Genomic DNA, 25,524 nt, shown 5'->3' on the forward strand with positions numbered 1-25,524 from the left:
TCTTATACCACGCTATTCGCTAATTCTTCATTTATAATTCTAACAATATTATTATCCTCATCCATTATTGCTATATGTGAGCGAAATTTACCTAACTCATCTTGATGAACTTGAGCATAAGATATTATTATTACTACATCCCCTTTTTGCACAAGTCTTGCTGCAGCACCATTTAAGCATATATCTTTTTCCCCAGGTGGCCCAGGAATAACATAAGTTTCAAAACGTGCTCCATTATTATTATTTACGATTTGTACTTTTTCATTAGGTAAAATCCCCAGTGCATCAATAATTTCACGATCTATGGTGATACTTCCAACGTAATTAAGATTTGATTCGGTTACACGTGCACAATGAATTTTTGATTGCATAAACGTTCTATACATATTTACTCTCCAATCTTTTTATTTGATTTTTCCTTTTTGAAAATTTCTTAGTTTACTAGTTATCTAACTTCATAAAAGCAAGACTATACTTATTTTTATTGAATACAAATACATTACATTCAAATCTTTGTTTCTAAAAGTTCCAATGCTGCCCATATCTAATTCCGTATTTTTCTACACGTGGTTTTCAGTTGATTATATATTTATTTTAGATTATAAAAATAAACGGATAAAATACACCTTCTATTTTCTCTTAAATATGTCATTTGTCGGAGTAAGTTGATCCATTTACCCTCCTTTCTTTCTATAAAACTACCAGCCTAACCTATGTATTAATATAGCAAATCTCTTTCACTGAAATATTCAGCATACATTAAAGTATCCTCTATCGTTTAATCTCTTAAAAAAAATACTCCATGGAACTGAGACCCCTTCCCTACATACTCCCAAATGATAAAGTTATAATATAAAATTGAATATGGTAGTTGAAATACAAATCGTGATATTTTCCAATGCTTTTTTATTAAAAAGTCATTTGTAAAATACTAAATCTTAAGAAAGAGACTACATATTCATGTTCTCATCCTCGATTATCTTTTAGACTTATACCAACCATAAAGTTTCACTGCTATAATCCTTTTTTTAAACAGTATAATGTCACTATTAACAATAAATACCAACTATATATTCCCATATAAAGCATTTATTATCCATTATTTCTAAACAAAGAAAAAAACTTAATCTTCACTCTAAATTAAACATACAAAAGAGTGTAATCTGTCTGAATTTAACCACATGAATGATTATACCAAAATTTACTAGTGAATATCCAGCGAATATCCAATTTTTCAAAACTTTTTATTCCGACAATAAACGACAAAATTTACAATTGAAGAATGTATCATATTCTATCCATTTAGCCTTTTGGTAAATTTAGATATCTGTTAAAAGTATTTTCACACTTAAAGTTACCAAAATAGAAGAAGCTTTTATAATATAAAGGAGAAAACATTCGATTGAAATTAACCAACAGTTAATATACAAAGCTATTAATACGAGAAGTGGACCAAATACTATGAACCTCCCCTTAACCTTATAAACTGATAAAGAACGACCTAATTTAGCTTTAAAATAAAGTTTGATTAAAAATATTGGATGTAGCCTTATTTTGTGGAAAATGAAAAACAGCCATTTCGATCAATGTTTGTTCAAAATGGCTGTCTCTATTTTAATTGTTAATTTGATTTTCATAAAAAAAGATTGATTAAAACTTTTTCTCAAACATTGATCCAAAAGAATTTTTATTAAAATACATGCCATCCTTTTTACACAGTTCTGTTACAAAGTTTCTTAACAGAGAAAAAGTTAGTATGATTGCAGATGGATTTTATGAAATCGTTAGTAATTGTTGTAATTCATTATACGTCGAAAAAACGAAGTTTGGTGGTTGCAAACTTCGTTTTCGTTTATATATAGCATGAACGGTTTCAATACCTTTCAAGGTACGTGAAGCATGACGAATGTTTTGGAATCCAGAAGATTTGGTAAAGCGACGTTTTATATGTCGATGATCCTGTTCAATCAGGTTATTGAGATACTTAACGGCGCAATGTTTTGTACGCTTATAAAGGTCGTTCTTTTTCAGTTTTTTGAACGCACAAAGTAAGGCTGAAGCCCTGTCTGTTGTGAGAACTGTTGTTTCTCCAAAATCTTTGACCAATCGCTTCATAAACGTATAAGTAGCTTAGTGATCGCGTGTTCTACTAAGTTGGAGATCCAAAGTATATCTATTTCCATACGTTAAAGTCAATTCAGCCCGACAACTATGATATCTTTTATAACCTAATTAGAAATGCCAAGATAATTACAATTGCCACAGAACCTATTTGTGTTAAGAATTTGAAATATGGGGATGAGGAAATTAATAGCGAATCACTGTTAAATACTTTATTAAACCACATAGAACAGGCATTAATCCAAACGACTTTAATTTAATAGAAATAAAAAAGGCTCCATGTATGCAGTGATCCCTGTCAAGTAGACAGGATTTAAAAAGCGCAGCTAAACAACCTGAGTTCTATATTTATATGGACTCAAGTTATTTAATTTCTTTTGAAATCTTTGATGATTATAAAAATGTATATATTTGCGCACGGCAAATTTAACCTCATCCGCTTTGTGAAAGGAATATAAATAAAAGCATTCTGCTTTAAAGTGACTGAAAAAGTTTTCCATACAAGCATTATTATCCCAACAGTTACCTCTTCGAGACATACTTGCCTTCATCTGATATTTTTTAAGTAATTGATTATATTGACAAGATGTATATTGAGACCCTTGATCACTATGTAAGAGGATTCCCGTTACATTTCGTTTTTTCTTTGCCTTTTTAAGTGTATCTAACACAAGTTTCAAGTCATTTCTACGACTGGTTTCATAGGCAACAATTTCATTGTTGTACAAATCCTTAATAGCTGATAAGTGCAGGCGTTGTCCATTGAAAATCAAGTAGGTTATATCCGTTACTCACTTCTCATTTGGTCTTGAAGCTTGAAAGTCTCCATTTAGATGGTTATATGAAATCACATAGGCCTCTTTTTTTCCGTGATAAGGTCTTTTTCTTCTAATTACGGCTTTGATGCCTAATTCATTCATTAATCTTTGTAAGCGCTTATGATTCAAATGACGGTTATATGTGACTTTGAGCCAAACTTGCACTCTTCTGTATCCATAAATTCCTCTTAATTTTTTATGACACTCCAATATCTTTTTCTTGATTTGAGCATCTTTTAGTTGTTTTTCAGAAGGCACAAAGTGCCGCTTTATCCATTTATAATATCCACTTCGAGTTACACCAGCAATGGCACATAATAGGATAACTGTATATCCTTTTTCTAACATCTCAAGTATAACTTCAAACTTTCTCGTTTTGGATATAGCTTGCATACCTCCCTTTACATCCCTAAGAGCTTTTTTAACATTTCATTCTCGGCTTCTAATCATCTAATCTTAGCTTCCGAATCTTCTGGTTTTGTTCTTGGTCTACCTAGACTTGGTCCTTTCGCTTTCCCACGTTTTTCTTCTAACCCTTTAATCCCTTCAGCTTCAAAGTTTTTCACCCAACGACTTACAACCGAGTGATGAATACCTAATTCTTTCGCAATGGTTTTATAAATCATGCCTTCTTTCAAGTATAAATCTACAGCTTTTTTCTTAGATTCTACATCGTAAGTGACTCTGATTTTCCCCATAGAAAAATCCCCTCCATAATAAACAGGTTAATGTGCTTTCTTTTTCCTGTCTACTATAAGGGATTATATCAGTACGTGGGCCTTTTTATTTCTATTCAATTAAATGTTCGCAACTATTTATTTACTAGTTTCACAAAATCCTTTGGTTCTCCTTTTAACTTGTAATACTTCATGTTAAGACGAATAGCTACTATGGAGATTACTAAAAACCCTATTACATATAACATCTCTCTTTCTCCATTTCTTATTGTTTAGCGAACTTATTCTATAAATACTTCACATGTTTCTTTTCAATACCATTATCCATAATCTTTGCTCGCAGCATAGTTTGATAAATATAATTAACCTCGTCATTAGTAAGTTGCAGGTCTGTATAGGATTTGATGCATTTCTTTAGATCATTATAATATAAGACATGCTTATCTTTAGAAGAAACATTCATCCTCTTGAAGCTGCATTTTGGATGAAATGCTGCAATAGAGATACACGGCAGCTGTTGTTCCATTACCCATTCAATGGCTTTTATATGTTTATAGTTTTGGCGAGATGGATTTTGAAAAGAGAATTCCTTTCTAAAAATTCCCTGTATCCACCTTGCTGCTTTTCCAGTCCGATAGATCCAATCCTCATAATTCTTCGTTTCTACAACAAATAAACTGGTTTCCACGATAACAATATGGTCAATTTGCGTTGTATCACCATACTCTGTATGAACCGTCACATTATGTAACATATAGTAAAGTAACTTTTCGAATCTAATTTACTTAATATACGTTTCACTAATTTCTCTCCAGCTTTACCATTTCATTTTGGTACATTTTTTTCACAACAATATCCAGCGAAAATAGAATGGCAATGAGGATTAATTCAAATTGAACTAATGTTCTAATAAAAAAAAACGATTGTTTATCATAAATGTAAGGACATTCTTCTAATTCGAAAAAAATGTTCCGTAAATACATATTATACAAATATTGTGATTTATTAATTAATAGTGTGTTATGATATCGAAGGATTTATCTACAGTAGGAGGAACGCATAGATATGTTAAAAAAATTATCAGTATTTCTTATTGGTACTTTTCTATTATTTGGTTTAGCAGCTTGTGATAGTATAAAATCGTTGACTAGCAAGGCAAAGTAATTGAAGAATTTAAGGCTGCAGGGCTTGAAGCAGAACAGCCTAGTGATCTACCGGAAAAAGAATTTGGGAATACTAGAAAAGGAGCGAAACGTATTCTTGTTCCAGCACTAGGAGAAGATAGTGGCGGTAGAATATTTGAGTTTAAAAACAAAGAGGATCTTGAACAAACGAAAAAGTACTATAACGATTTAGGTAACAGTAATCAAATTTTATTCTCTCATATTTATGCAAAAGGTAATTTTCTTTTACAAATGAATGGTGACATGGAAGATGCCTAATTTAACAAATATAAAGAAGTAATGGAAAAAGTAATTAAGTAAGTTAAAGAATCTGCTTTCATTTTTTGAAAAATATGATATGATTGTATTTGGGTGGTAGTTCGTATACATCTTATTAAATTTAAAGTGATTAACAAGTCGAAGAAAAGGCACTCAAATGAGTGTCTTTTTTTATGGACAAAGTAACATGAATTACATTATAAATATATAGTGATTTAAAGGAAGTTAGGTGAATATCATAATTAATTTCGAGCAATTAAGTCCAGTTATGAATGACATAGCAATCAAACTTGCCATGGTACTATTTATACCTTTATTCCTAGCATTACTTGTCAAAGTCATACTTATGTGATTTATAAAATTCTATTCAATTTAAGTTAATTATTGAATTGTTTATAAAGTGTTTTTTAAATTTAGGCATTTCTATTATAACTTTGGACATCTATACCTAATAAAATGCTTTAAATACTTAAATTTTATAGGGGGAGGATTATGGTGACAAATTTATACATTCAACCTGAATTTTCAGGTTATGATTATGAACGTGATGATTATTCACATCATCCACATTATCGTTGGAAATTATGTATTTATAAAAATGGTTGGACGCAGCAATATTGGCATAGATTTGTTCCTTCTTGGCAGTCATGCCCAACTATGACTGATAATGAATTAGTATATCAAGTATTAATTCCATAAAAAACGGAAACTACTTATTTTTAAATAAGTAGTTTCCGTTTTTAAAGAAAAACTCCTAGCCTATTTTCAATTGCGCTTTACTTATATAATTCTGTTCTCTGAAATTTTCCAGGTGGATTTTATATTCATATAGTTTACTAATTTTACCATTCTTAACTACTTATTTATTCTTTTCATAAGATTTTTTGAATCTCCTTTTAACTTGTAATACTTCATGTTAAGACGAATAGCTATTACAGAGATTACGATAAACCCTACTACATATAACATTGGCCTTTCTCCATTTCTTATCGTTTAGCAAACTGATTCTGTAAATACTTCACATGTTTCTTCTTTATATCCTTATCGTCAATATTTGCTCGCAAAATAGTTTGGTAGATATGCTCGACCTCGTCTTTTGTCAGTTTCACATCAATATAGGATTCGATACATTTTTTTAAATCGTTATACTATAAGATATGCTTATCTTTAGAAGAAACATTCACCCTTTTTATACTGCATTTTGGATGAAAGGCTGCAATAAAAAAACAGAGTAACAATAACGTATTGAGAAAAACAAAGGGATGAATCCAAATTTTCCTCAATAAAAAATCATCCTTTGTAAAAAAAGGATGATTTTTTGTTTATTAAGAGCGGTCCCAATAATTTATAGACTTACATACACTACTAATTTTGAAGAGTAAATTGGGAAACAATCTGCTTTAATCTCCCTGCTGCACTGTGCAGATGTTCAATTGAAACTGAAATCTCTTGAACAGATTTTTCTTGCTGTTGAATAGACTCTTTTACCCTATCCGTTCGGTCAGATGATCTTTGGGAAATTTGAGCCATATCTTCTGCAGAAGCAGAAATCTCCTCACTACTCGCTGCAATTTCATCTGTAGACATAGATACCGTTTGAATTTGCTCAGATACTTGCTGTACTTTTTCTGTAATTGTTCCAAATACTTTTTCTGTGTGCATTACTACTTGTGTACCTGCCTGTACCTCATTATCTACTTTCCCCATCATATCTACCGTATGGTTCGTTGTTCCCATAACTTGAGTAATAAGATTCTCAATTTGTTTTGCAGAATCACTAGATTGTTCTGCTAATTTCCGCACTTCATTTGCCACAATTGCAAATCCTCTACCACTTTCTCCAGCACGTGCAGCCTCAATTGCGGCGTTTAATGCTAATAAATTAATCTGAGAGGTAATACCTTGCATCACATCAATGATTTTAACAATTTCTTCTGATTGTTCTTTCATAGTCTCTACTTGTTTCACACCGCTATGTACCGAATTTTGGATTGTATCCATCTGTTGAATCATTTGTTTCATTAATTTGTTACCATTCTCTGCATCTAATGCTGATTGAGCAGATAATTCATTTACAGAGGATGATGTATTGACTATACTCTGCATTCCTTGTGTCAACTCTTCCATCGCACCCGCAGTTTGTTCCATTGCTTGCATTTGACTCTCTGCACCATTTGCAACTTCTTCAATATCCATAGTGATTTTCTTCGCTGCACTACTAGATACTTCTGATGCTGATACTACTCCGTCTGCATGTTGGAATAAAAGCTGAATATTATTCTCTACTTCTTGCATATTTGTTCTTAGCCCTGCAATCATCTCGTTAAAATTACTTACTAATACACCTAATTCATCCTTAGCAGTATAATCACCATGTACGGTTAAATCTCCTTCTTTCGCTCTTTCCATCATACGACTAACCGTTTGTAAAGGGGCAACTATAAGCTTGCTAATAATATAACTTACTATGCATATAACGATTGTAGTAACTACTACAAGAATGATAAAGGTAATAACGAATCGATCAATCATTTTTTGAGAATCTTTAAATACTTGATCAGCTAAGTTTGAAACATACGTTTCTAGATTTACAGCATAACCAGCTAACTCTACTCCCTTTGGTTTTAATTCCTTTTGAAATTCATTTATCATTTGAGGTTCATTTTTTACCTTCGCTTTGTCAAACAACTTCTTATATGTCTCCATATAACTTGGCAAAGATTTCTTCATCTTCAGAAACAGCTCATCCTCTTGCTTACTTAAATTGAAGCCATCATCATATTCTTTTAATAAGGAATCATATTTTTTAAAGTCCTTCTCAATATGACTAATAATATCTTCTTTATTTGTCTCCTCATTTTGTGACACTGTAATTAATTCTAGCAAGTTATACTCTAAAGAATTTTGTGTACGAAGCATTCTTTCTAATAAAATTGTAGAATATTGATAATCATCTACTACAACCTCTGTATCGTTCTTAATCTGATTAATAGAATAAATTGCTACACAGCTCATAATTACCATGCCCAAGACTGCTAATGAGATAAGTGAGAATAATTTATATTTCACTTTTAAATTTTGTAAAAAATACATAATTACACCTTTATTCCTTTATATATAGTTTTTTAGAAATCCATAGCTTATTATTTACAAAATCAATATAAAAATCAATTACAAATATTACCATTAGCGAACTGCACATTATTAAAATATTATATTAAAAGTCTTCTAATCATTTCTTTCCGTTACAAAATCTTTTAGATCCCCTTTTAATTTGTAATACCTCTTGTTATAACAGATGGAAACTAAGGATATTATTGTAAAAATCATTATATATACCATTGTTTCTTTCTCCATTTCTTATTGTTTAGCAAACTTATTCTGTAAATACTTCACATGTTTATTTTCAATATCTTTATCAGTAATATTTGCTTGCAAAATAGTTTGGTAGATATGCTCGACCTCGTCTTTTGTTAATTTCACATCAATATAGGATTCAATACATTTTTTTAGATCGTTATAATATAGGACATGTTTATCTTTAGAATGAACATTTACTCTTTTTAGGCTGCATTTTGGATGAAACGCTGCAATAGAAATACACGGCAGCTGTTGTTCCATCACCCATTCAATTACTTTCATGTGTTTATAGTTTTGTCTAAATGGATTTTGAAAAGAGTGTTTCTTTCTAAAAATACCTTGTGTTCACCTTGCTGCCTTCTCACTTCCATAGATCCAGCCCTCATAGTTCTTCGTCTCTATAACAAATATACCTGTTTCCGCAATAACAATATGGTCAATTTGAGTTGTATCACCATACTCTGTATGAACCGTCACATCATATAACACCCGATACCTTTCGTGATCTAATTTTCTTAATATACGTTTTACCATCTTTTCTCCGGCTTTCCCTTTCCATTTTGGAGCATGTTTTTTTATCATAATGTTTATCGGTATTAGAAGCACAATTAGAATTAATTCAAATATTAATACTTTCATAATATAAGCCCCCTTTTCACACTCTTGTGTTTCTACGCATTAAACGATATACATGGGTTTCTAATCCTAAAATATAATATGAGATACATAAACCTTTTATCACCATCTCTATGAATCCTAATGCTAATGAAACAATGAGTCCGCCCCGAAATTGAAACGGTCTTGTCACCCTCCGATTCACTGGCTTTTCAATCACTCCAAAATTAGCCCAAGTTGGCAATCGCTTTTCTACATTCTTTATAGTGCCCGTTAATCCATATTTCAATGACAAAATGAAACATCCAATTAATAAATATACAATAGAAGAAAAATAGATAGATAAGCCCATAACAATAATTGTGAGCAGCCAACCTATCAAGATAGAATTACGTAAAGCGGTATATTCTGGATTTCTTTTCAAAACAAGCACTCCTATCAAAATAAATTAAGTTATTATTAAATACGAGGTATGAATTTCTAATTTAAATATTATTTTAGTTTCTATCTTCCTCGTCTGTTTTGCAGGCATACCAGCTCTACTACAAGTTCTGTTCATTCTACAAATGGCAATCATTTTCTATATGTTAAAGCGTAGTTGTCTGTATATCGAAAGATTACCGATACATAATCTCTATCAAATAAAGGAATTTATTTGCAACCAAAAACAATTAAAAATCCAACGAATTATCCTCAATAATGAAGAGCATGAAACCCTTACTGTTTATAACCAAGATGAACAATCTTTTATATATAACAGTTTGCTTAAGTGGCATATTACCCCTTATACCAGAGGAAATACTTATAGAATAAGAAAGAAAAAATGAGATGGATAGTTAAAAGGTACTGAATGAGCATTCAGTACCTTTTGCATATATACTTCTTTACATATTCGCAAATAACCATGGAGCCAGTACGGCTAACATACACAATAAACAAGATCCTGTTATAACGCGATTAGACCAACGATAATACTCAGGTTGTTTTGTACTCTCATGAATTCTTCGTAAACGTATACCTGCAATTAACATAAAGGGTGTAAAAATAAGTGCCGTTGATTTAAACAGATCTAAAAAATCCGTAAAAATGTTCATAAACGAAAATACATCTGAACTAAATAAGAAATATACACTTAATCTCATCGCCATCATGCTAACGAACGAGAAAATCATACTCCCAGTTGCCCACTTCATCCATTGACCATTCTTTGTAATTAACGCCATAACCATGACAATAACACCTAATATGAAAGAGATAGAGAAGATATTTACCCCTACTTTAAAAGCTGGTACATACATACCCTCAATTTTTTGTATAATTGATGACCCAAATGAATCGTCTGTGCCTGTCGTTTTTTTTCGATTATTTAATCCTTCTTTAAAAGATGACGAAACATCATTTCCCTTTAATTCATTAAAATCCACTTTTACAGATGCATGAGCTGTATGTAAAGGTATGAGTACTAGGATTATAAAAACAAATGTACGTAAAATCCCCATCATCCTTTTTTCTCGCTTCACAACACATCACCCGCTAATTTGGGCTTAACGCTCTTTAATTTGATTTCATTTCCTTCCGCAACATAACGCAGATCTGCTGAATAATAGATATTCGCTTTTGTATATGCCCCCATAATCGCATTTGCAATTTCTTCTTTTTCTACTGCTACATATGTTTCATTTTCATTGTAAAACTCAATTTCAATTCGATTAATATTATTATTTAATACTGTTATATGTAACTCTTTTAAGCTATTCAAACGATTTCCTAAACCACACACTAGCTTAAATACCTTGCTCGCAAGTGTTGGTGGCTTGACATATGTCGTATTAAAATGAATCGTTTCATCATCTATAACACCATCTTCCTCGACTGCGCATGTCATAATGAAAGAATGATTTTGTTTTTCAATTTCTTGTAGACTTAACTTGCGATCAATGACATATTTCAGACTTGTTGATATATTTTCTATATATTCATCTAAATCGGTATTTAAAATTTTAACCTCTGAGAATTCCGGAAAAATCATGTAAACGTGCATATTAGAACTACTTTTACTTACACGTAATACCTGTACCTGTTTCTTTTCATAGCGCACCGTCTGTTCCAATTTTTTTACTACATTGTTGCTTATATGATCTATTATCATATTTCATCAGCCTCCAGTAATTTTAATAAAATAATTTTTTACAATCTCATGTATATAAAGCATTGCAATATTTCGCTGAGGTCTCGAAACTCATATTTTATGACTAATAATCACTTTAATCTTAAAACATCTTAATATTACAATGACGTACAATTTTTCATTATAGTCGAATATTCTTATATGGTGAATCGTTCTGTTTCACTCATTTGTATAAAAATAAAAATCTATTTTATCCTTATACAAATGAGTGAGAACATACTGTACTTCATGCTATTTATCTAAAAAAATACAACTAGGAAATAGATTTTATATACGTCCTAGTTATCTATTATTCCATTCAACTAATGTATAGGAACTAAGCAGATTCCCTTTCTTTTTTCTAGAATTACAAACTATCAGAAGTACATATCAAAACAGACCAATAAATACCATTGTAAACATGTTTTTTTACTCTCTATTCTGTAAATTAACCGTACTCGAACTATTCATCTTTGAATCTATTTTTTCATTTTTCTTCTACTTGTTAGTTTTGAATAAAGTTCTGTCCCTAAACTATTTTCTATACGCATAATTTTTCTTACCAGATTTCTAATTGCAATAAAAAAGGAAGATCCAAGTATTCATATCACTTAGTTCTTCCTTTTCCCCTGTATAAACTACCATCACATAATTTACATCGTAGTTCTTTATTCGTACTCTCTAATAATTTATCTATATTAATCAATATATCATCCAGCTCTTTAGATTACTCTTTTAGTTCAACTAATACTATTCAAACATTATTTTATTTTGTTTTTTATGTTATGAATCATAAATAACCCCACCTGCAACTTGAAAACAACATAAAAAGGGCTTCTTCAAGTCGATTAAAAATGTGCATAACAAAATAAGCTATATATGCACTAATCGGCTCAAAGAAGCCCTTTCACAATTGAAACAAGAACACCACTTGCTTCTGCAACTCAACCACAACACATAAGGCGTGGGAATAAACGGAATTCAACAAATAACAATATACCTATATATTATACAATTTAGATTTTGGTATCAAGAATTTTTTTTATTATCTTTAGTTATTTATCAAATGTTATAAAATCAATAGCATTTTCTAATAAGTTAATCCCAAAACCAGATATTGTAATATTAATAGAAATCCTCAGTGAAATTTCATTAATAACGATAAATAAAAGACGCCAACTAGCGTCTTTTATTTACTCTTCTATATTTTAGTTTTTCAATATTTTAAATTTCTACCTATAAAATGTACTCCTCGTACCATTTAGCTTTTTTAGTTTCCACTTTACTCTCTTTTTCTTCATCTCACTCTTGTATTTCTTCATACATACGCTGCCTTTCTTTGTTGACAGCTCTAACTTGATCGTAATCGTAGTCAATCGATTCCCTTTCTTCTGTTCTACGTTGTATTTCTTCGTATATACGCTGCTGCTCCTTGTAAGCTGCATCCCCCTGATCGTAATCAATTAATTCCTGTTCTTCGCCCCTAATTTGTCTTTTTCGCTCTTCTCTCTTTTGTTGTAGTTGATATCTTCTATATGCCTTTTTATCAGTAATTTTTTCACAGTCGTGCGCTAGCTCCTTCGTTTCGTCATGTCCATGTCCGCAAAAATCGTTTGGAATAATAGCACTAGATTTCTTAACAGATTCAGGATTAGGGTCTTCATGTTCTTTGCTAGCCTTCTCATCTTTAACTGCAGTATTGCTAAGACCATCTTGTTCTTTGTTCGTTACATTTCTATTAGAATCAAACTTTATAGTCATCGAACCGTGTCCACCGTGACCTAAATATATGTAGATAGAGAACAATTTAGTTGTCTCACTGGATCCAGGCTTTCCTGCTATCTCTATGACTTTGTCCGCAGACATTCCAACCTTGATTCGATTATACTGTTCTAGTGATACTGTTGATCCGTCTTCATGTACATCTTTATAATGCGGATATTTGTCATTAGTTTCCTCATCTTTATTCTTAGATTCCTCCACTTGTTGTACCTTTTTTTTCTTCTCAGGTTCTTTTGTACCCTCTTTGACCTTAGGCGGATTGGACTTCTTCTCTTCGATCTTAGGGGGATTAGACTTCTCCTCTTCGACCTTTGCAACTTCTATAGAGTCTTGTTTCTTATATGGCTTGTAATCCCCATCTTCCTTTGCAGAGCAGGCACTGAAAATTGATACAGACGTTGCACTTAATAAAAGTAATTTCTTTAATAATTTCGTATTAAATTTCATAATATTATTCCCCCGTTACATATATTAAATTGCCCCCTCATGCTTCCTCCTATAAACGTTATCCTTTCCCTTCGCACATAGACTCTCATATAACTTTACCTAAGCCTCTTCGATATTCATTACAGATCACTTTTTGGCTGTAGTACTTATACACCCCTATAACATTTTAAGTTGATTAGTGTAACCCACAAGTCAGCATCTTTCTCATTATTCGCACTCTATTTCTATCAAATGTCTTAATTACGTATCTTATGCTACAGAACGAATTGTATATTAAATGTACTTCGTTATTTACCTTACTCCATTAATCAACGGCTAAGCGTTCAATTAGTGATATGTAAATTTTTTATCTTTCCATCATATAAATTGCTGTATATTACATTATAACAATATTTTAGCAAATATTGTTAATCTATTCAACGTTGATTTAAAGGTGTTAAAAAACGAATAAGTGGAATTCTTAACGAATAGAGATGAAATTTCGTTTGCTAATTCACGTAATTTTCACACATTAAAACGCTGCATGTTAATATTTGTTATATAATGAAACCAAGCCTTAAGTAAGATAGTTTCCCTGTTACGAGTAATGAGATAGTTTGTTTCACCTTTTTATATTATCTAAAAAAGAACTTGTAGTGATGCCTACAAGTTCTTTTTGCATTTTTTATCATTTTAACCAAGGAGACACCTACCAAAATGAAGGTGAATCAAATGATGATTAATAAAGCCTATAAATTTTGAATCTACCCACATCTAGCACGAGCAATTCTAGGCAACAAAGTTAATGTTATCTCTTTTCTATCAAGCGAAGGTTTTATAGTACCCTCAGAACGAAATTTTGTGCTAACTTTTACCCATCCAGCTCATTTTTTCGTTTTAAAATATTTCAAAATATGGGCTGGATGGGTACGTATAGTGACCTCCACTTAATTATCAGAAAAACCTTAGCCTCTAATTGCATACACGCTAATTACGATGATTTCCCAATTCCAGCACCATAATGAATCTCTCCTTCTCCTCTTTTCATCAGTATTGATAGGTAATAGAGGGGCCAGTCACAAAAACAGGTTGTGAAGAAAGTCTTCTTCACAACCTGAGAGTAAGTTATATATCCAAATATGACCTGTTCTTTTAAGTATTTAGTCTTTTATAATCTGTTATAATCGATATAACTAGAGTCATAATAAATCCACTGACCTGTTCCAATTCTTAGCCAACCATTCTTTTCTTCATATACTGTAACTTTTTCGCCTTTACTTGTCTTTCTAACAATAGAATAGTTTGTACCTGACCCGCTTCGAACATTTACCCCAATACCATTAATTTGAGCCGTTCCAACTACCTTTTCAACACTGCCATTTTCAATTACTTGTAGCATATTTAGAATGAATGTTGCTGTTTCACCACGAGTTGTTGTTCCTTTAGGGTCGTATTGATTTTCACCCTTACCTTTGACAATACCTAAGCCATACAATCTTTGTACATCTTCTTTATAGCTAATTTGGTCTTTGTCTGAGAATGGTAGGTTTACAACTGGTCCCCATATACCTTTATACTGTAAAGCCTTGTTTACAATAATTGCTGATTCTTCTCTTGTAATAGGTGTGTTTGGGTCAAAATAACCATCTCCTCTACCTTGAATGATACCTGCACTTGCAGTACGTTTAATACCATCTCGTAAAGTTGAATTTGCATCGTTTAGGTCTTTAAATGAAGCATCTCCAGCTGGCAGGTTTAGAGATTTAGAGATTAATTGAGCAAATTCGGCTCTTGTTATCGCTCTATTGGGTGCGAAAACTCCGTTTCCTTCCCCTATCATAATCCCCCTTCTATTTAACTCTCGAATAGCTTCTTCATACCAACCTCCTGTAATGTCATCTTTTGGTTGATAAAGATTATTATAATATCCCTCAACGCTATTTACGAATACATCCCATTGCCCATTATTAATCATGTTAGCAGGGCAGATTTTACCGCTCCATTTTTGGTGTTTTACAATGTTATTTAACGGTACACCAGTTTCTTTCATTAAATAAGCTACAAGTTTCTTAGCGTTATCTACTGCTTTACTGTAGTTTCCGTCACTGTTAACTGCGATTTCAATTGCAATAGATTCTCTATTACCTGGACCATCACCGTCTCCTGCGTGCCATCCGTTCTCGTTTAATGGTAGATGTTGATAAATCTCTTTATCGTCTACTGTAAAATGCCACGATGCAGCTCGGTCCGTGTTACCTACTGCTTGGTTATATAGGTATTGAGCATGGTTTCTAGCACCTGCTCCTACACTTGTATTATCAGTCTCATGAATTGTAATATACTTTGGACTCATGTAGTTTTGAGGACGAATATTATCGTTACCTGCTGGAACAATCCATTCAGTGAATGGAACACCGTTTATTGTACTAGAGGTGCTAGGTGATATGGGAGACAGACTACGTTTTGTTCTGTTTGAATTGTTAGGAACAGTTAATGTGCCTGTTTCTTCATGAATACCCTCTGAGCGTTGAAGACTATCTGCTTTCTTATTGTCGACAGTACCTCCACCACGTCCGTCTACCTCTTCAAAACTAGCTTCAATACTTTTTAAAGCCTGTTCATCTGTTGTTTGAATTTGGTCTGTGTTCTCTTGCACTTGAAGGCTTGTAGATTGCTTATTGTTTACTGATTGTTGTTCCTCTGCAAACGATACCAATGGTGAAGATAATACCGTTAATCCTGCCGTGAATGCTACTACTTTTTTATTAAATTTAATGTTCATTTCTAATTTGGTATACCTCACTATTTTAATAGATATACCTTCCTCCTTGTACTTCTTTTAGTGTGAATGTTAGTTTAAATAATGGTAGCCTGAACCTTCAAAATGACGGATTGATTTTACATTTCATATGTCAAACCGACATCTATAAGTCCTACATGAAATGTCAGTACTTTAGAATTATAACACAGCACGGTTGCAATAATTCCAAGACTCTTGCAAGTAATCTCCTAATCTTCGACATGCTGATAGGATGACTCTAAAAAAGGGCATTATCAGTATGGAAAAGGGAAATTTGTTTAAATGGGGCATTATCACAGCGCTATCAAGCTAAAGTTTTATACCACCCATAAAGCAAAAAAATGTTATCCTTTCTGTAGAATTATAGGAAGGGATAGCATTTCTTTATGAATCTTTAAATGCTTACGTTTACTGAAGAATTACAGCGGCATATGCCTCCCCAGGTTCTACAAAGGACGAAGCACTTGATTATCAACATGATTGATCGCATCTAGTTTCTCAGGATAACATTTTAAGAGTTCCTATTTCAAATGGTGAAGATTACACTATAGATGATAAATTTACAACTTCACTCTTATTATTCATCTGCATAGTTTATCATAATGGAATAGCATTCAAAAAATTCCCTAACAATATAAATCCCCCTCTCCAATTCCTTGAATCTGAGCAATCGGTACATCCTTACTGGTCTTTTTGTTTTTATCGTCACCCTTTCAAATCATCTTCATATGTTGTATATAGATATCTCCTTTCGAATTGACAATGATGCCTCTTTCAAGTCCTTAATGTACGCCTTACAAAGAGCACTTTTGAAAAGTGCTCTTTGTACTTTGTAATACACTCAATCTATAATAAAGTAATTTTAATGTATGAATAATTTACACCTGCCTCTTTGTATGAATTGTAATTATTTGTACACACTATAATTGGAAGGCTTGAATCATTGTCATTGAAAAATGTTCAGCACTTATGTTCAGCACTTCCGCTCCTTAAGAGAACAGTCTACGCAACTGTTCTCTTTCCTTTTTTAACAAATACAACAGGACAAGCATAGTTAACTATCCTACGATCGATTGCATTGCAACAGTCTCAACGTTTCCTCAACAATTTCTCAATATTTTTCATGGACAATAGCACACTTCCTCACCGTTATTAATATCTTAATATTAAATACTGAAAGGAGGTGCTAAAAAATGACTTGGTTCATTATTTTAGGATTTATGCTTATTTTAAGTATAGGCAGCTTTCATACACATAGTATTCATATCATTTTCAAAATAGATTCAGACATAAAAGCTATGCCAAGTTGGTCTTTCATTAATAAAATAAACTTTCAAACATTTAAAGAATTTTTAAAAAACCCAAACAGGAATAAACTCAAAAGCCTTACCATAGGAGAGCTGTTTATCCCTTTAAGTCTATTCAATAAATTATTTGGAAAAACATTAATTTTTCTACTCCTATTCTTCTATTCTCAATACTTCAATTAAATATAATATGAGTTGAGTAAAAGAATAGCAGTCGCCAACCATAACAAACAACAGACCGTCTATTACAGACGGTCTGTTTTAAAACAAATTGACTATATCAACAGAATAAGGAAACTTTAAATATTCATTATATTCTTATTATTAATGAAAAAAATGGTAGTAATAAGTGCATTAGCATATAGCACGAATAGTTTACATGCACCTCAACAATCTTCTTCTAATGGTGGAGATACACCAGCACCAACAATTCCTAGTGTCTCTGTAGAAGTATCTATTAATTAATGTAATACATTTTTTCTCGGTTATAAAAATGTTGAATACACTGGATAGAATATTGAACCCTTAGTCCGAAACAAATTTGTTTCAGACTATTCACGTTACTATAATTGTACGTAGAATGATAGACTAAAACTTCCACTTAGTCTTATTCTGTAATTTCTTCTCTTTTTGAAGTAAGGCCTTTAACTTTTTTAAATAATCGATTTCCATACGTAAACATTCATTTTCATCTTTTAATGTCTCTATACCCCCTTCAATAGTTGCATTATTTAACTTTGATCTTGTCTCTTCCATAACTGCCCACCTTTCTTCTTTTTATATGAGAATTCCACGCCTTTTAAATCATATATTTCCCTTTAGCTACTAACTATTCCAATAAATCCCTTAACACAAGCAATTCATTTATTTCATTTGTTTTTATTTTATTTCTCAGAATTTCAAATATATCTTTTGAAAAACCCCTGGTATTCCATTCATATTTATCTCTCCTAAATAAATCGTAATACACATTATACCCAACAAATTTATAAGCTTTAATCTTATTTTTAACAAAACCTTCATAATTTTAAATAGACATAACACTTCATGCTGTCAACTCCCCCTATATTGATAAATGTGAAACATCTAATTTACTTGACATTTCAATGACTTATGACAGGAAAATATATACATTTAATTAAACCTAATGTATCTTTGGTTTGTAAGTCTTAGTTAGTTGGCCAACTTTTAATACAATTTAATAATTAAAAATAAGGGGGATTTAAAAATGAATCAAGTATTAAGGAAAAGTAAGAAAAAAATGATGTATCTAGTCGGTTCACTTCTAATTTCTCTATCAATGTTTTCAACTACAAGTTTTGCAGCTACAGAAGGTGCTGTAAAAAGTGTTACAAATAGTAATTATACTGGAATTGCAGCTGATATAAACCTACCAAAATCAGTTGTTGTTAAGGATTGATATGTGAATTGGTATTTAGGTATTGGAGCATCTAAAGTTGAAGGTGGTATTTCAAAAACACCAAGTGGATATAAAGTATTTCTTAATTCAGGATATAATGAATCAGGTCAAAACAATAAGTATTGGAACACACAATATGATACATCAATTAAAGATGGTGATCGAGTAAACCTTAAAATAATTAATAACGGCAATGGTACGGTTACTATGTATGTAAATGGAATCCCTAGATATACAAATCAGCCTGTATATGGCTCATTTTCTCAATACGAACCAGTAAAAATGGTTCAGGGCGTTGAAGATACTGGACGTAATTCATTTAGCCAAGCTAGCTTTTCAAACGTACTTCTAAGAGCAGATATATCTGGATCTATCTACAAGAATTGGAACAGTTCAATTTCTTCCTCATTTTCTAAACATGGTACTTATGGTAACAATTTCACAGTTTATTCTCAAGTACCATTAAGCGCAAGTTTATGCTAAAGTTGTTCTTGTATACGAAATTTTTTAAAAAAGGTAGCTGTACTTTTAAAATGTACCCTATAGAATAGACACTTGAAAAAAGTCTATTCTATAGGGTATTTCTTGTATAATAAAAGGAAAATTGGGATTGGAGAATGTTGAAAATGACAAAAAAACTATTCACAGAAAGAGAAATTCAAATTCTATCAAATAACCTATACGTAAAATCTGTAAGTCAGAAAGGTATCACTTATACAGAGGAATTTAAGCATATTTTTATTGAGGAAAATGAAAAAGGAAAGCTACCTCGAAATATTTTTGAAGAATGTGGTTTTGATATAGATATGATTGGAATGAAACGAGTTATGTCATCGGGAAGTAGATGGCGTGCTGCTTATAGAAAAAATGGTGTATTGGGTTTAAGGGATACACGTATCGAAAACGCTGGAAGAACTCTTGAGAGAGAGCTTACGTTAGAAGAAAAGTATGCCCGTTTAGAAGCCGAACGAAACTTACTAAAGGCGGAAAACGAATTGCTAAAAAAAATCAAACTTATGGAAGGGAGGATGAGAAGGAAATAACACTACCACCTAGTCAGAAATTCATCTTGATTCGTTCTGTCATCATGAAATACAACTTAAGGAATATGGTTAGTCATTTGTGTAAAATAGCTGGTGTATCCCGTTCGGGATACTATAATTACTTTTCAGTTTCATCTCAAGAACAACGGAAACAAAAGAGTGATCGAGATGAAATCTTGAAGGAAACCATATTAAAAGCACTTCGATTTAGAAATAGAAAGAAGGGGGCTCGTCAGATAAAGATGACATTGGCGGGTCAGTTTCAAGTTGTCTACAATTTAAAGCGTATCCGTAGAATTATGAAGAAATACGAGATTATTTGTCCGGTTCGCAAAGCGAATCCTTATAAAAGAATGCTTAAAGCTACAAAAGAACATCGAATAGTACCGAATCAATTAAATCGGGAATTTAAACAAAATACCCCAGGGAAAACACTTCTTACAGATATCACCTATTTAGTTTACGGTAAGAATCAAAGGGCCTATTTATCTACAATTTTAGACGGCTCAACTAATGAAATTTTAGCTTACCATGTTTCAGAACAGATGACATTAGAGCTCGTAACGACAACTCTCCATAAACTAAAAAGGAATCCGCGGATTCGATTGACTGAAGGTGCTTATATTCATTCAGATCAAGGATCCCACTACACAAGCCCTACCTATCAAAAGCTAGTCAAAAAGCTAAATCTTGGACAATCCATGTCAAGAAGAGGAAACTGTTGGGATAACGCCCCACAAGAATCGTTTTTTGGTCATCTGAAAGATGAAGCTCATATAAAACCTTGCGCGTCCTTTAATGAATTGAAACAAGAGATTAAGAAATATATGACGTATTATAATCATTATAGATATCAATGGAATTTAAAAAAGATGACTCCTGTTGGATACAGAAATCATCTTCTTGATGTTGCCTAACTTTTTTCAAAATGTCCTTTACAAAGGGTACAGATTATTTTATACAGCTACCTTTTTCATACTTTAATTGCAAAAAGCGTGTCAAAAATAAAAAGATGAAATTGTAAGTATGTTCACTTCTCAATTCCATCTCTTCTAAAAATTGTATATTACCAATTCTCTTGTTCCTCACTATTCTACCAAATTAATAGCAACACCTTATGTAGGTATAGATTTATACTATTCTACATTTAAATACATATAATATTACCTATACCTTGTTATTTTCATGTGAAACTAATTCACTATATATCTCTTTCTCTATATTTTTCAAGAGATTTTCCAACCTATTTTTTGTAGCTAGATTAAAATGTGGATTTAATTCTTTTATTATAAATTCAAGTATCTCAAAACTTATGTAATCTCCTAATTCAAGTGAATATTGATCACCCAAGAAAGTTTTTAATTTTTTAGAGATCTCCACTTTATCTTTTTTGGTAATATTTACCCCATCCGATAACAAACCTCTCTTAGATTAGTCTTAAATACTAATTCAAACCGTTTTTATAACATAATAAAAATATTTTGGAATTAATATAAGTCATATAATGAAATTTTTACAAATAAATAAAAAATATACATTATAATCATTAAACAATGTATTATGCATCATAAACATATATTGGCTCGTCATAAAGGCGTAAACATTTTGACCAATTTCCACATAACGTTTCCCATTCACCAGCAGGATATACTTCCGTACGCAATATATGAAGTGGTATACGTAAATTCAATAACCGACCACTAAGCGTCGTACGAGTAACTCCCGCTGGCATTAAAAACTTCGCTTCAATTACCTTTTTCAGTTCCATCAATGAGTATTCTGGATAACTCATCAATATTTCATTTGAATGAGGACAGACCTCAGTATCATTTGAATGACGGCGTACCGTATACTCATGTTGATATAAGCCGACAATACGATGCCATATCTCTAAATGGTTAAATAAATCGCTATTTAGATCCCTTGCATATAAAAATTGTTCTTGTTTATTTGCTTCTGTAATTTTTGCAAGCAAACGTTTATTAGCAATAATCTTATCTGACCAAATTATTGTAGGTTCTTTCTTTAAATTATTTACCCATTCCCCCATTGGTAATAAATGATTCCAAGCACGAATTTTTATTTTTTCATCAGGTACTACCTGTACAGCAACGCGTTTACAACCTAATGCCATCATAGCCTTCATACGATGGGCACCATCAAGTAACAGATAATTACCATCACTAAGCTCAGATACTAAGGGAGGATTCCGTAAAACACCTTCGCTTTCCATTACACGACAAATTTGTTCCAATCGTTTGTGTTCATATGATTCATGAAAGCGAATTTGCTTGGGATGTAAGAGATCTAAGGCCGAAATAATTTCACTCATAAAAACAGCTCCTCAAATAATTACATAAATTCTAAGCTTATCAAATAACTAATTTTCTATAATGATTAGTCGTGTTTACCGATATTTAGCAGCTATTAGACAATTATTTCAAACTACGCTTTAATAATTTTACTAGTCTTCTAATAAAACACCAATTTTCTTTTCCCTAGCCCTTTGATAGTAATAAGCAGCAATGGCTACATCAAAAATGGCCATACCCATTGGATTGAATAATATTGCTTTGTCATAAGGGAAGTTTTGCAGTGCTCCTCGGATTACAACGTCAGCAATTGATACCGTATCTTCTTTTTGTAAACCTCTTTCAAGGTGCATCCTTTCAACATCAGTTTTTTCACGACAGACTTCTTCCCAATTATCAACAACTAGGGATTTTGTATATTCTAAGATATCAGGCTTAAAATCACGAAGAGAAACATTTAGTAGTAGCGCCCCATCCTTAGGTTTCTTATCAATATAACCTTCTGCAGAAACAGTACAAGTAATAAAAATATCAGCATCATTATAGGCTTCTTCATATGCATTAACCTTTTGAGTTTTAGAATAAATTTCCTCAGGAATTAATTCGTCTTTAATTCCATTAATATCATATAAGTAAACACTTTCGATTTTATCGCCTAATAGGGCAGTTACCATCTTTAAATGCATCTGACCAATTGGTCCAAATCCAATAATTCCAACTTTAATATTATTTAAATCTCTTAACTTGGCAAACTCTCGAATCATTAACCCTGTAACAGAAGCTGTTCGTATTACACTAACCATTGCTGTATTAAGTGTCGCAAATGGTTTTCCAGTCATAGCATCATTTAATATAGTAACTGAATGAGCACGTTGAATACCTTTCTCAATATTCTTCGGAAAACTAGCTATCCATTTGATTCCTGAAACCTTAAATTCTCCTCCAATATAAGCTGGCATAGCAATAATTCTATTAGCCGGATCATCGAAACGTAAGTATGGCTTAATTGGCTGAGAAAAATCTTCTGCATCAAGACTTTGTACTGCCTTTGAAATGACATTTATTGTTTCTTCCCAATTAACACCCATTTCATTGATATGTTTAGTATTTAAATACATCATAATTGCTTCCTCATTTCTATATCATTTTTATAAAGAAACTAATTGGTCTTCTACTGATTTTTGTGTATTAAGCCATTCTACCCATTCTACGTTGTAAATAGTTGATGTGTAAGCTTGTCCATTATCAGGACACAAGAAAACAACATTAGGTGTATTTTGAACATCCCTATTTTCAAAATACTTTTGGATTGCATAATATGAAGTCCCTGATGATCCACCAGCAAATATTGCATGTTTATTAAATAGCTCATAACAACCTGCAACAGTATGGACCTCCGGTACAATAATTACATCATCAATCAATGCTTTTTTAACCATACCAGGTATCATACTGGCACCAATTCCTGGTATGTACCGTTTACGAGGCTTATCACCAAAAATAATGGACCCTTGACTATCTACCGCAATAATTTTAATATTAGGGAATTTTTCTTTTAATCGTGTAGATACCCCAGCGATAGTTCCTCCAGTACTCACTCCAATGAAGGCATAATCTAACTGTTTAAAATCATTAGATATTTCTTCACCAATTCCTTGATAATGGGCTTCAAAGTTATCAGCATTATTATATTGATTTGTCCAGTATGCATTAGGAATAGTATTTAAAAGTTCTTCCACCTTATTTAAACGCGTTAATAAATAGCCACCTGTTTCATCTCGTTCATCCACTTTAGCTACTTGATAGGAAGTTGCTCTCAAAAAATTCTCATAACTATCATTAATATTTGGATCAATAACTGGTATGAATTTCAGGCCGATATACCTACAAAGAGTAGCAAGAGCAACCGCAAAGTTACCAGATGAAGATTCGATAATTGTAGAATTTTCAGTCACTTCACCGCGACTTATTGCTGATTTTAAAATATGGTGAGCAGCACGCACTTTAACACTATTCATTAAATTGTGATATTCTAGTTTTGCATACAGATTAATCTTTTCATGCTCTAATTTAATCATAGGTGTGTTGCCGATTACCCTTTCTAAACTCTCTAATTTCTTGAGCATAATTTGCTTCCTTTCTTGGTTAAAATCTAAAAAAATAATTAAAGATAAATAGTTGTAAATGTTCTTTCGAATGTATTTCAAATAGAACTTATACCTGAAAGACAATAAATGCTAGATTCTTTAGTATCGATAAGCTAAGCACCATTCAAGTACTGCCATAGCACTATTTAGCTTGTTTTCGGCCTGGGTAAATACAATACTTTTCGGTCCATCAATAACTGTTGCTGCTACTTCTTCCCCCCGGTGTGCTGGGAGGTCATGCATGAAAGTAGCTTCCGGATATAAAGTCAAAATTCTCTCTGTCACTGCAAATGGATTAAATGCATCTTTCCATAAAGGATCTATTTTGCTTGTCCCTGTTGTTTGCCACCTTGTTGTATATACAACATCCACTTCACTAGGTAACATTTTTATATCATGACATTCAATAACTTTAGCACCAGATAATCGTGCATATTCTTTTGATTTTTCAAGCACACTTGGAGACACTCCATAACCAGCAGGTGTAAAAAGATATAACTCCGTACCTGGAAAACGAGATAAAGAAAGAGCTAGAGCTGCAGCACTGTTATTACCTTCTCCCATATATAAAACCCGTAATCCAGCTATTTCACCAAATTTTTGTTTCATTGTTGTTAAGTCTGTTAGCGCTTGTGTTGGATGTTCTTCCGCACTCATTGCATTAATGACTGCCATACGACTTTGAGATGCCAGTTTTTCCATTTCCTTTTGACTATCTGCAGTTCTTGCTACTAGTGCATCCAGCATTCGCGAAAGTACTTGAGTAGTGTCTTCTATAGACTCCCCTGTATTTTCTTGCAAATCATTTGGACCATACGTTACAATTTGTGCACCCATCTTTAATGCTGCAACAGAAAATGCCGATCGAGTTCTAGTCGATGTTTTACGGAAGTAAATCCCAATTATATTTCCCGCTAATATTTGATTAGGTTGCGATTTACCTGTGGCAAACTCTACCCCACGAGTTACAATTTGGTTAATATCACTATCAGTAAGATCCTCAAGAGTAATTAAATGTTTTCGAATAGCCATTATTATATTACCTCCCTTTTGAATAATTGCATGTAACAAAAATGTATTTACATAT

The 25,524-nt window shown here is 32.2% G+C and carries 20 protein-coding genes and 8 pseudogenes; 8 read left to right on the top strand and 20 right to left on the bottom strand.

Annotation, left to right across the window (positions count from 1 at the left end; all coding sequences use genetic code 11):
• Window positions 1-2 precede the first annotated feature (2 nt).
• From panD to AXW78_RS26440, 6 genes and pseudogenes are all read right to left on the bottom strand, one after another.
• The gene (gene panD, locus AXW78_RS26425) at window positions 3-386 is read right to left on the bottom strand and encodes an aspartate 1-decarboxylase (RefSeq protein WP_061664666.1); all 384 of its coding nucleotides are present in this window, start codon (window positions 384-386) and stop codon (window positions 3-5) included.
• A 1,387-nt stretch (window positions 387-1,773) separates the two neighbouring features.
• A pseudogene (locus AXW78_RS33120) lies at window positions 1,774-2,172 on the bottom strand (DDE-type integrase/transposase/recombinase); the annotation flags it as partial.
• 275 nt (window positions 2,173-2,447) lie between these two features.
• Window positions 2,448-2,903 carry an IS3 family transposase gene (locus AXW78_RS33990; RefSeq protein ID WP_102947893.1) on the bottom strand — a complete coding sequence of 152 codons (456 nt, stop codon included), beginning with the start codon at window positions 2,901-2,903 and terminating at the stop codon, window positions 2,448-2,450.
• 9 nt (window positions 2,904-2,912) lie between these two features.
• The gene (locus AXW78_RS33995; protein WP_102947894.1) at window positions 2,913-3,332 is read right to left on the bottom strand and encodes an IS3 family transposase; all 420 of its coding nucleotides are present in this window, start codon (window positions 3,330-3,332) and stop codon (window positions 2,913-2,915) included.
• A gap of 53 nt (window positions 3,333-3,385) precedes the next feature.
• Complete coding sequence (locus tag AXW78_RS26435) at window positions 3,386-3,637, bottom strand: helix-turn-helix domain-containing protein (protein WP_061884873.1); 252 nt, start codon at window positions 3,635-3,637, stop codon at window positions 3,386-3,388.
• 265 nt (window positions 3,638-3,902) lie between these two features.
• Window positions 3,903-4,455 (bottom strand): annotated as a pseudogene (locus AXW78_RS26440) (nuclease-related domain-containing protein).
• A gap of 226 nt (window positions 4,456-4,681) precedes the next feature.
• On the opposite strand from AXW78_RS26440, the pseudogene AXW78_RS34975 reads away from it, so the two are divergent.
• Window positions 4,682-5,058: pseudogene (locus AXW78_RS34975) on the top strand (stress protein).
• A 492-nt stretch (window positions 5,059-5,550) separates the two neighbouring features.
• Window positions 5,551-5,757, top strand: a complete 207-nt coding sequence (locus AXW78_RS26450) for a hypothetical protein (protein WP_001996139.1) — start codon at window positions 5,551-5,553, stop codon at window positions 5,755-5,757.
• 287 nt (window positions 5,758-6,044) lie between these two features.
• Here the strand turns inward: AXW78_RS26450 and AXW78_RS34535 are convergent.
• The 4 genes and pseudogenes from AXW78_RS34535 to AXW78_RS26465 all read right to left on the bottom strand — a co-directional run.
• A pseudogene (locus AXW78_RS34535) lies at window positions 6,045-6,293 on the bottom strand (nuclease-related domain-containing protein); the annotation flags it as partial.
• Between the two features lie 130 nt (window positions 6,294-6,423).
• Window positions 6,424-8,151, bottom strand: a complete 1,728-nt coding sequence (locus AXW78_RS26455) for a methyl-accepting chemotaxis protein (RefSeq protein ID WP_061884874.1) — start codon at window positions 8,149-8,151, stop codon at window positions 6,424-6,426.
• 267 nt (window positions 8,152-8,418) lie between these two features.
• A pseudogene (locus AXW78_RS26460) lies at window positions 8,419-9,057 on the bottom strand (nuclease-related domain-containing protein).
• A gap of 16 nt (window positions 9,058-9,073) precedes the next feature.
• Window positions 9,074-9,457: a hypothetical protein gene (locus AXW78_RS26465; protein ID WP_061884875.1), complete on the bottom strand. Its 384-nt coding sequence runs from the start codon at window positions 9,455-9,457 to the stop codon at window positions 9,074-9,076.
• Between the two features lie 55 nt (window positions 9,458-9,512).
• On the opposite strand from AXW78_RS26465, the pseudogene AXW78_RS35560 reads away from it, so the two are divergent.
• Window positions 9,513-9,846 (top strand): annotated as a pseudogene (locus tag AXW78_RS35560) (hypothetical protein); the annotation flags it as partial.
• A 71-nt stretch (window positions 9,847-9,917) separates the two neighbouring features.
• On the opposite strand, the gene AXW78_RS34000 reads toward AXW78_RS35560, so the two are convergent.
• The 4 genes from AXW78_RS34000 to AXW78_RS26485 form a co-directional block, all read right to left on the bottom strand.
• Window positions 9,918-10,553, bottom strand: coding sequence for a hypothetical protein (locus AXW78_RS34000; RefSeq protein WP_061884876.1), 636 nt, complete (start codon window positions 10,551-10,553; stop codon window positions 9,918-9,920).
• Window positions 10,550-11,182, bottom strand: coding sequence for a hypothetical protein (locus AXW78_RS26475; protein WP_061884877.1), 633 nt, complete (start codon window positions 11,180-11,182; stop codon window positions 10,550-10,552). Before AXW78_RS26475 ends, AXW78_RS34000 begins: the two co-directional genes overlap by 4 nt.
• Before the next feature lie 1,320 nt (window positions 11,183-12,502).
• Window positions 12,503-13,429: an outer membrane protein assembly factor BamE gene (locus AXW78_RS26480; protein ID WP_061884878.1), complete on the bottom strand. Its 927-nt coding sequence runs from the start codon at window positions 13,427-13,429 to the stop codon at window positions 12,503-12,505.
• Window positions 13,430-14,576: 1,147 nt separating this feature from the next.
• Window positions 14,577-16,190: an S-layer homology domain-containing protein gene (locus tag AXW78_RS26485; RefSeq protein ID WP_001021943.1), complete on the bottom strand. Its 1,614-nt coding sequence runs from the start codon at window positions 16,188-16,190 to the stop codon at window positions 14,577-14,579.
• A gap of 463 nt (window positions 16,191-16,653) precedes the next feature.
• Here AXW78_RS26485 and AXW78_RS34980 point away from each other — a divergent pair.
• The 3 genes and pseudogenes from AXW78_RS34980 to AXW78_RS34005 form a co-directional block, all read left to right on the top strand.
• Window positions 16,654-16,767: pseudogene (locus AXW78_RS34980) on the top strand (DUF3221 domain-containing protein); the annotation flags it as partial.
• Window positions 16,768-17,401: 634 nt separating this feature from the next.
• Window positions 17,402-17,698, top strand: a complete 297-nt coding sequence (locus AXW78_RS26490) for a hypothetical protein (RefSeq protein ID WP_000219741.1) — start codon at window positions 17,402-17,404, stop codon at window positions 17,696-17,698.
• 153 nt (window positions 17,699-17,851) lie between these two features.
• Window positions 17,852-17,980: a Phr family secreted Rap phosphatase inhibitor gene (locus tag AXW78_RS34005; protein WP_089149749.1), complete on the top strand. Its 129-nt coding sequence runs from the start codon at window positions 17,852-17,854 to the stop codon at window positions 17,978-17,980.
• Between the two features lie 123 nt (window positions 17,981-18,103).
• Here AXW78_RS34005 and AXW78_RS34540 read toward each other — a convergent pair whose 3' ends face one another.
• Window positions 18,104-18,271: a hypothetical protein gene (locus AXW78_RS34540; protein WP_165375054.1), complete on the bottom strand. Its 168-nt coding sequence runs from the start codon at window positions 18,269-18,271 to the stop codon at window positions 18,104-18,106.
• Window positions 18,272-18,743: 472 nt separating this feature from the next.
• Between AXW78_RS34540 and AXW78_RS26495 the strand changes: the two are divergent.
• Together AXW78_RS26495 and AXW78_RS33155 are read left to right on the top strand one after the other, a co-directional pair.
• Window positions 18,744-19,418 (top strand): annotated as a pseudogene (locus AXW78_RS26495) (hypothetical protein).
• A gap of 134 nt (window positions 19,419-19,552) precedes the next feature.
• A protein-coding gene (locus tag AXW78_RS33155; RefSeq protein WP_085960091.1) for an IS3-like element ISBce14 family transposase occupies window positions 19,553-20,895 on the top strand; the annotation gives its coding sequence in 2 pieces (ribosomal slippage) (window positions 19,553-19,934 and window positions 19,934-20,895; 1,344 coding nt in all).
• Between the two features lie 250 nt (window positions 20,896-21,145).
• On the opposite strand, the gene AXW78_RS26510 is transcribed toward AXW78_RS33155, so the two are convergent.
• The 5 genes from AXW78_RS26510 to AXW78_RS26530 all read right to left on the bottom strand — a co-directional run bounded on the left by AXW78_RS26510 (window position 21,146) and on the right by AXW78_RS26530 (window position 25,469).
• Window positions 21,146-21,397 (bottom strand): DUF2164 family protein, encoded by a 252-nt coding sequence (locus AXW78_RS26510; RefSeq protein ID WP_000947507.1) that lies wholly within the window; start codon window positions 21,395-21,397, stop codon window positions 21,146-21,148.
• Window positions 21,398-21,536: 139 nt separating this feature from the next.
• A complete protein-coding gene (locus tag AXW78_RS26515; protein ID WP_001289602.1) occupies window positions 21,537-22,310 on the bottom strand; it encodes a ParB N-terminal domain-containing protein in 774 nt (257 codons plus the stop codon).
• Window positions 22,311-22,442: 132 nt separating this feature from the next.
• Complete coding sequence (gene sbnB, locus AXW78_RS26520; RefSeq protein ID WP_002182148.1) at window positions 22,443-23,411, bottom strand: 2,3-diaminopropionate biosynthesis protein SbnB; 969 nt, start codon at window positions 23,409-23,411, stop codon at window positions 22,443-22,445.
• Between the two features lie 27 nt (window positions 23,412-23,438).
• Window positions 23,439-24,416 carry a 2,3-diaminopropionate biosynthesis protein SbnA gene (gene sbnA / locus AXW78_RS26525; RefSeq protein ID WP_061884879.1) on the bottom strand — a complete coding sequence of 326 codons (978 nt, stop codon included), beginning with the start codon at window positions 24,414-24,416 and terminating at the stop codon, window positions 23,439-23,441.
• A gap of 120 nt (window positions 24,417-24,536) precedes the next feature.
• A complete protein-coding gene (locus tag AXW78_RS26530) occupies window positions 24,537-25,469 on the bottom strand; it encodes an ornithine carbamoyltransferase (protein WP_061884880.1) in 933 nt (310 codons plus the stop codon).
• Between the last annotated feature and the right edge of the window lie 55 nt (window positions 25,470-25,524).

The organism is Bacillus thuringiensis, from assembly GCF_001595725.1.
Taxonomy (GTDB): Bacteria; Bacillota; Bacilli; order Bacillales; family Bacillaceae_G; genus Bacillus_A; species Bacillus_A thuringiensis_K.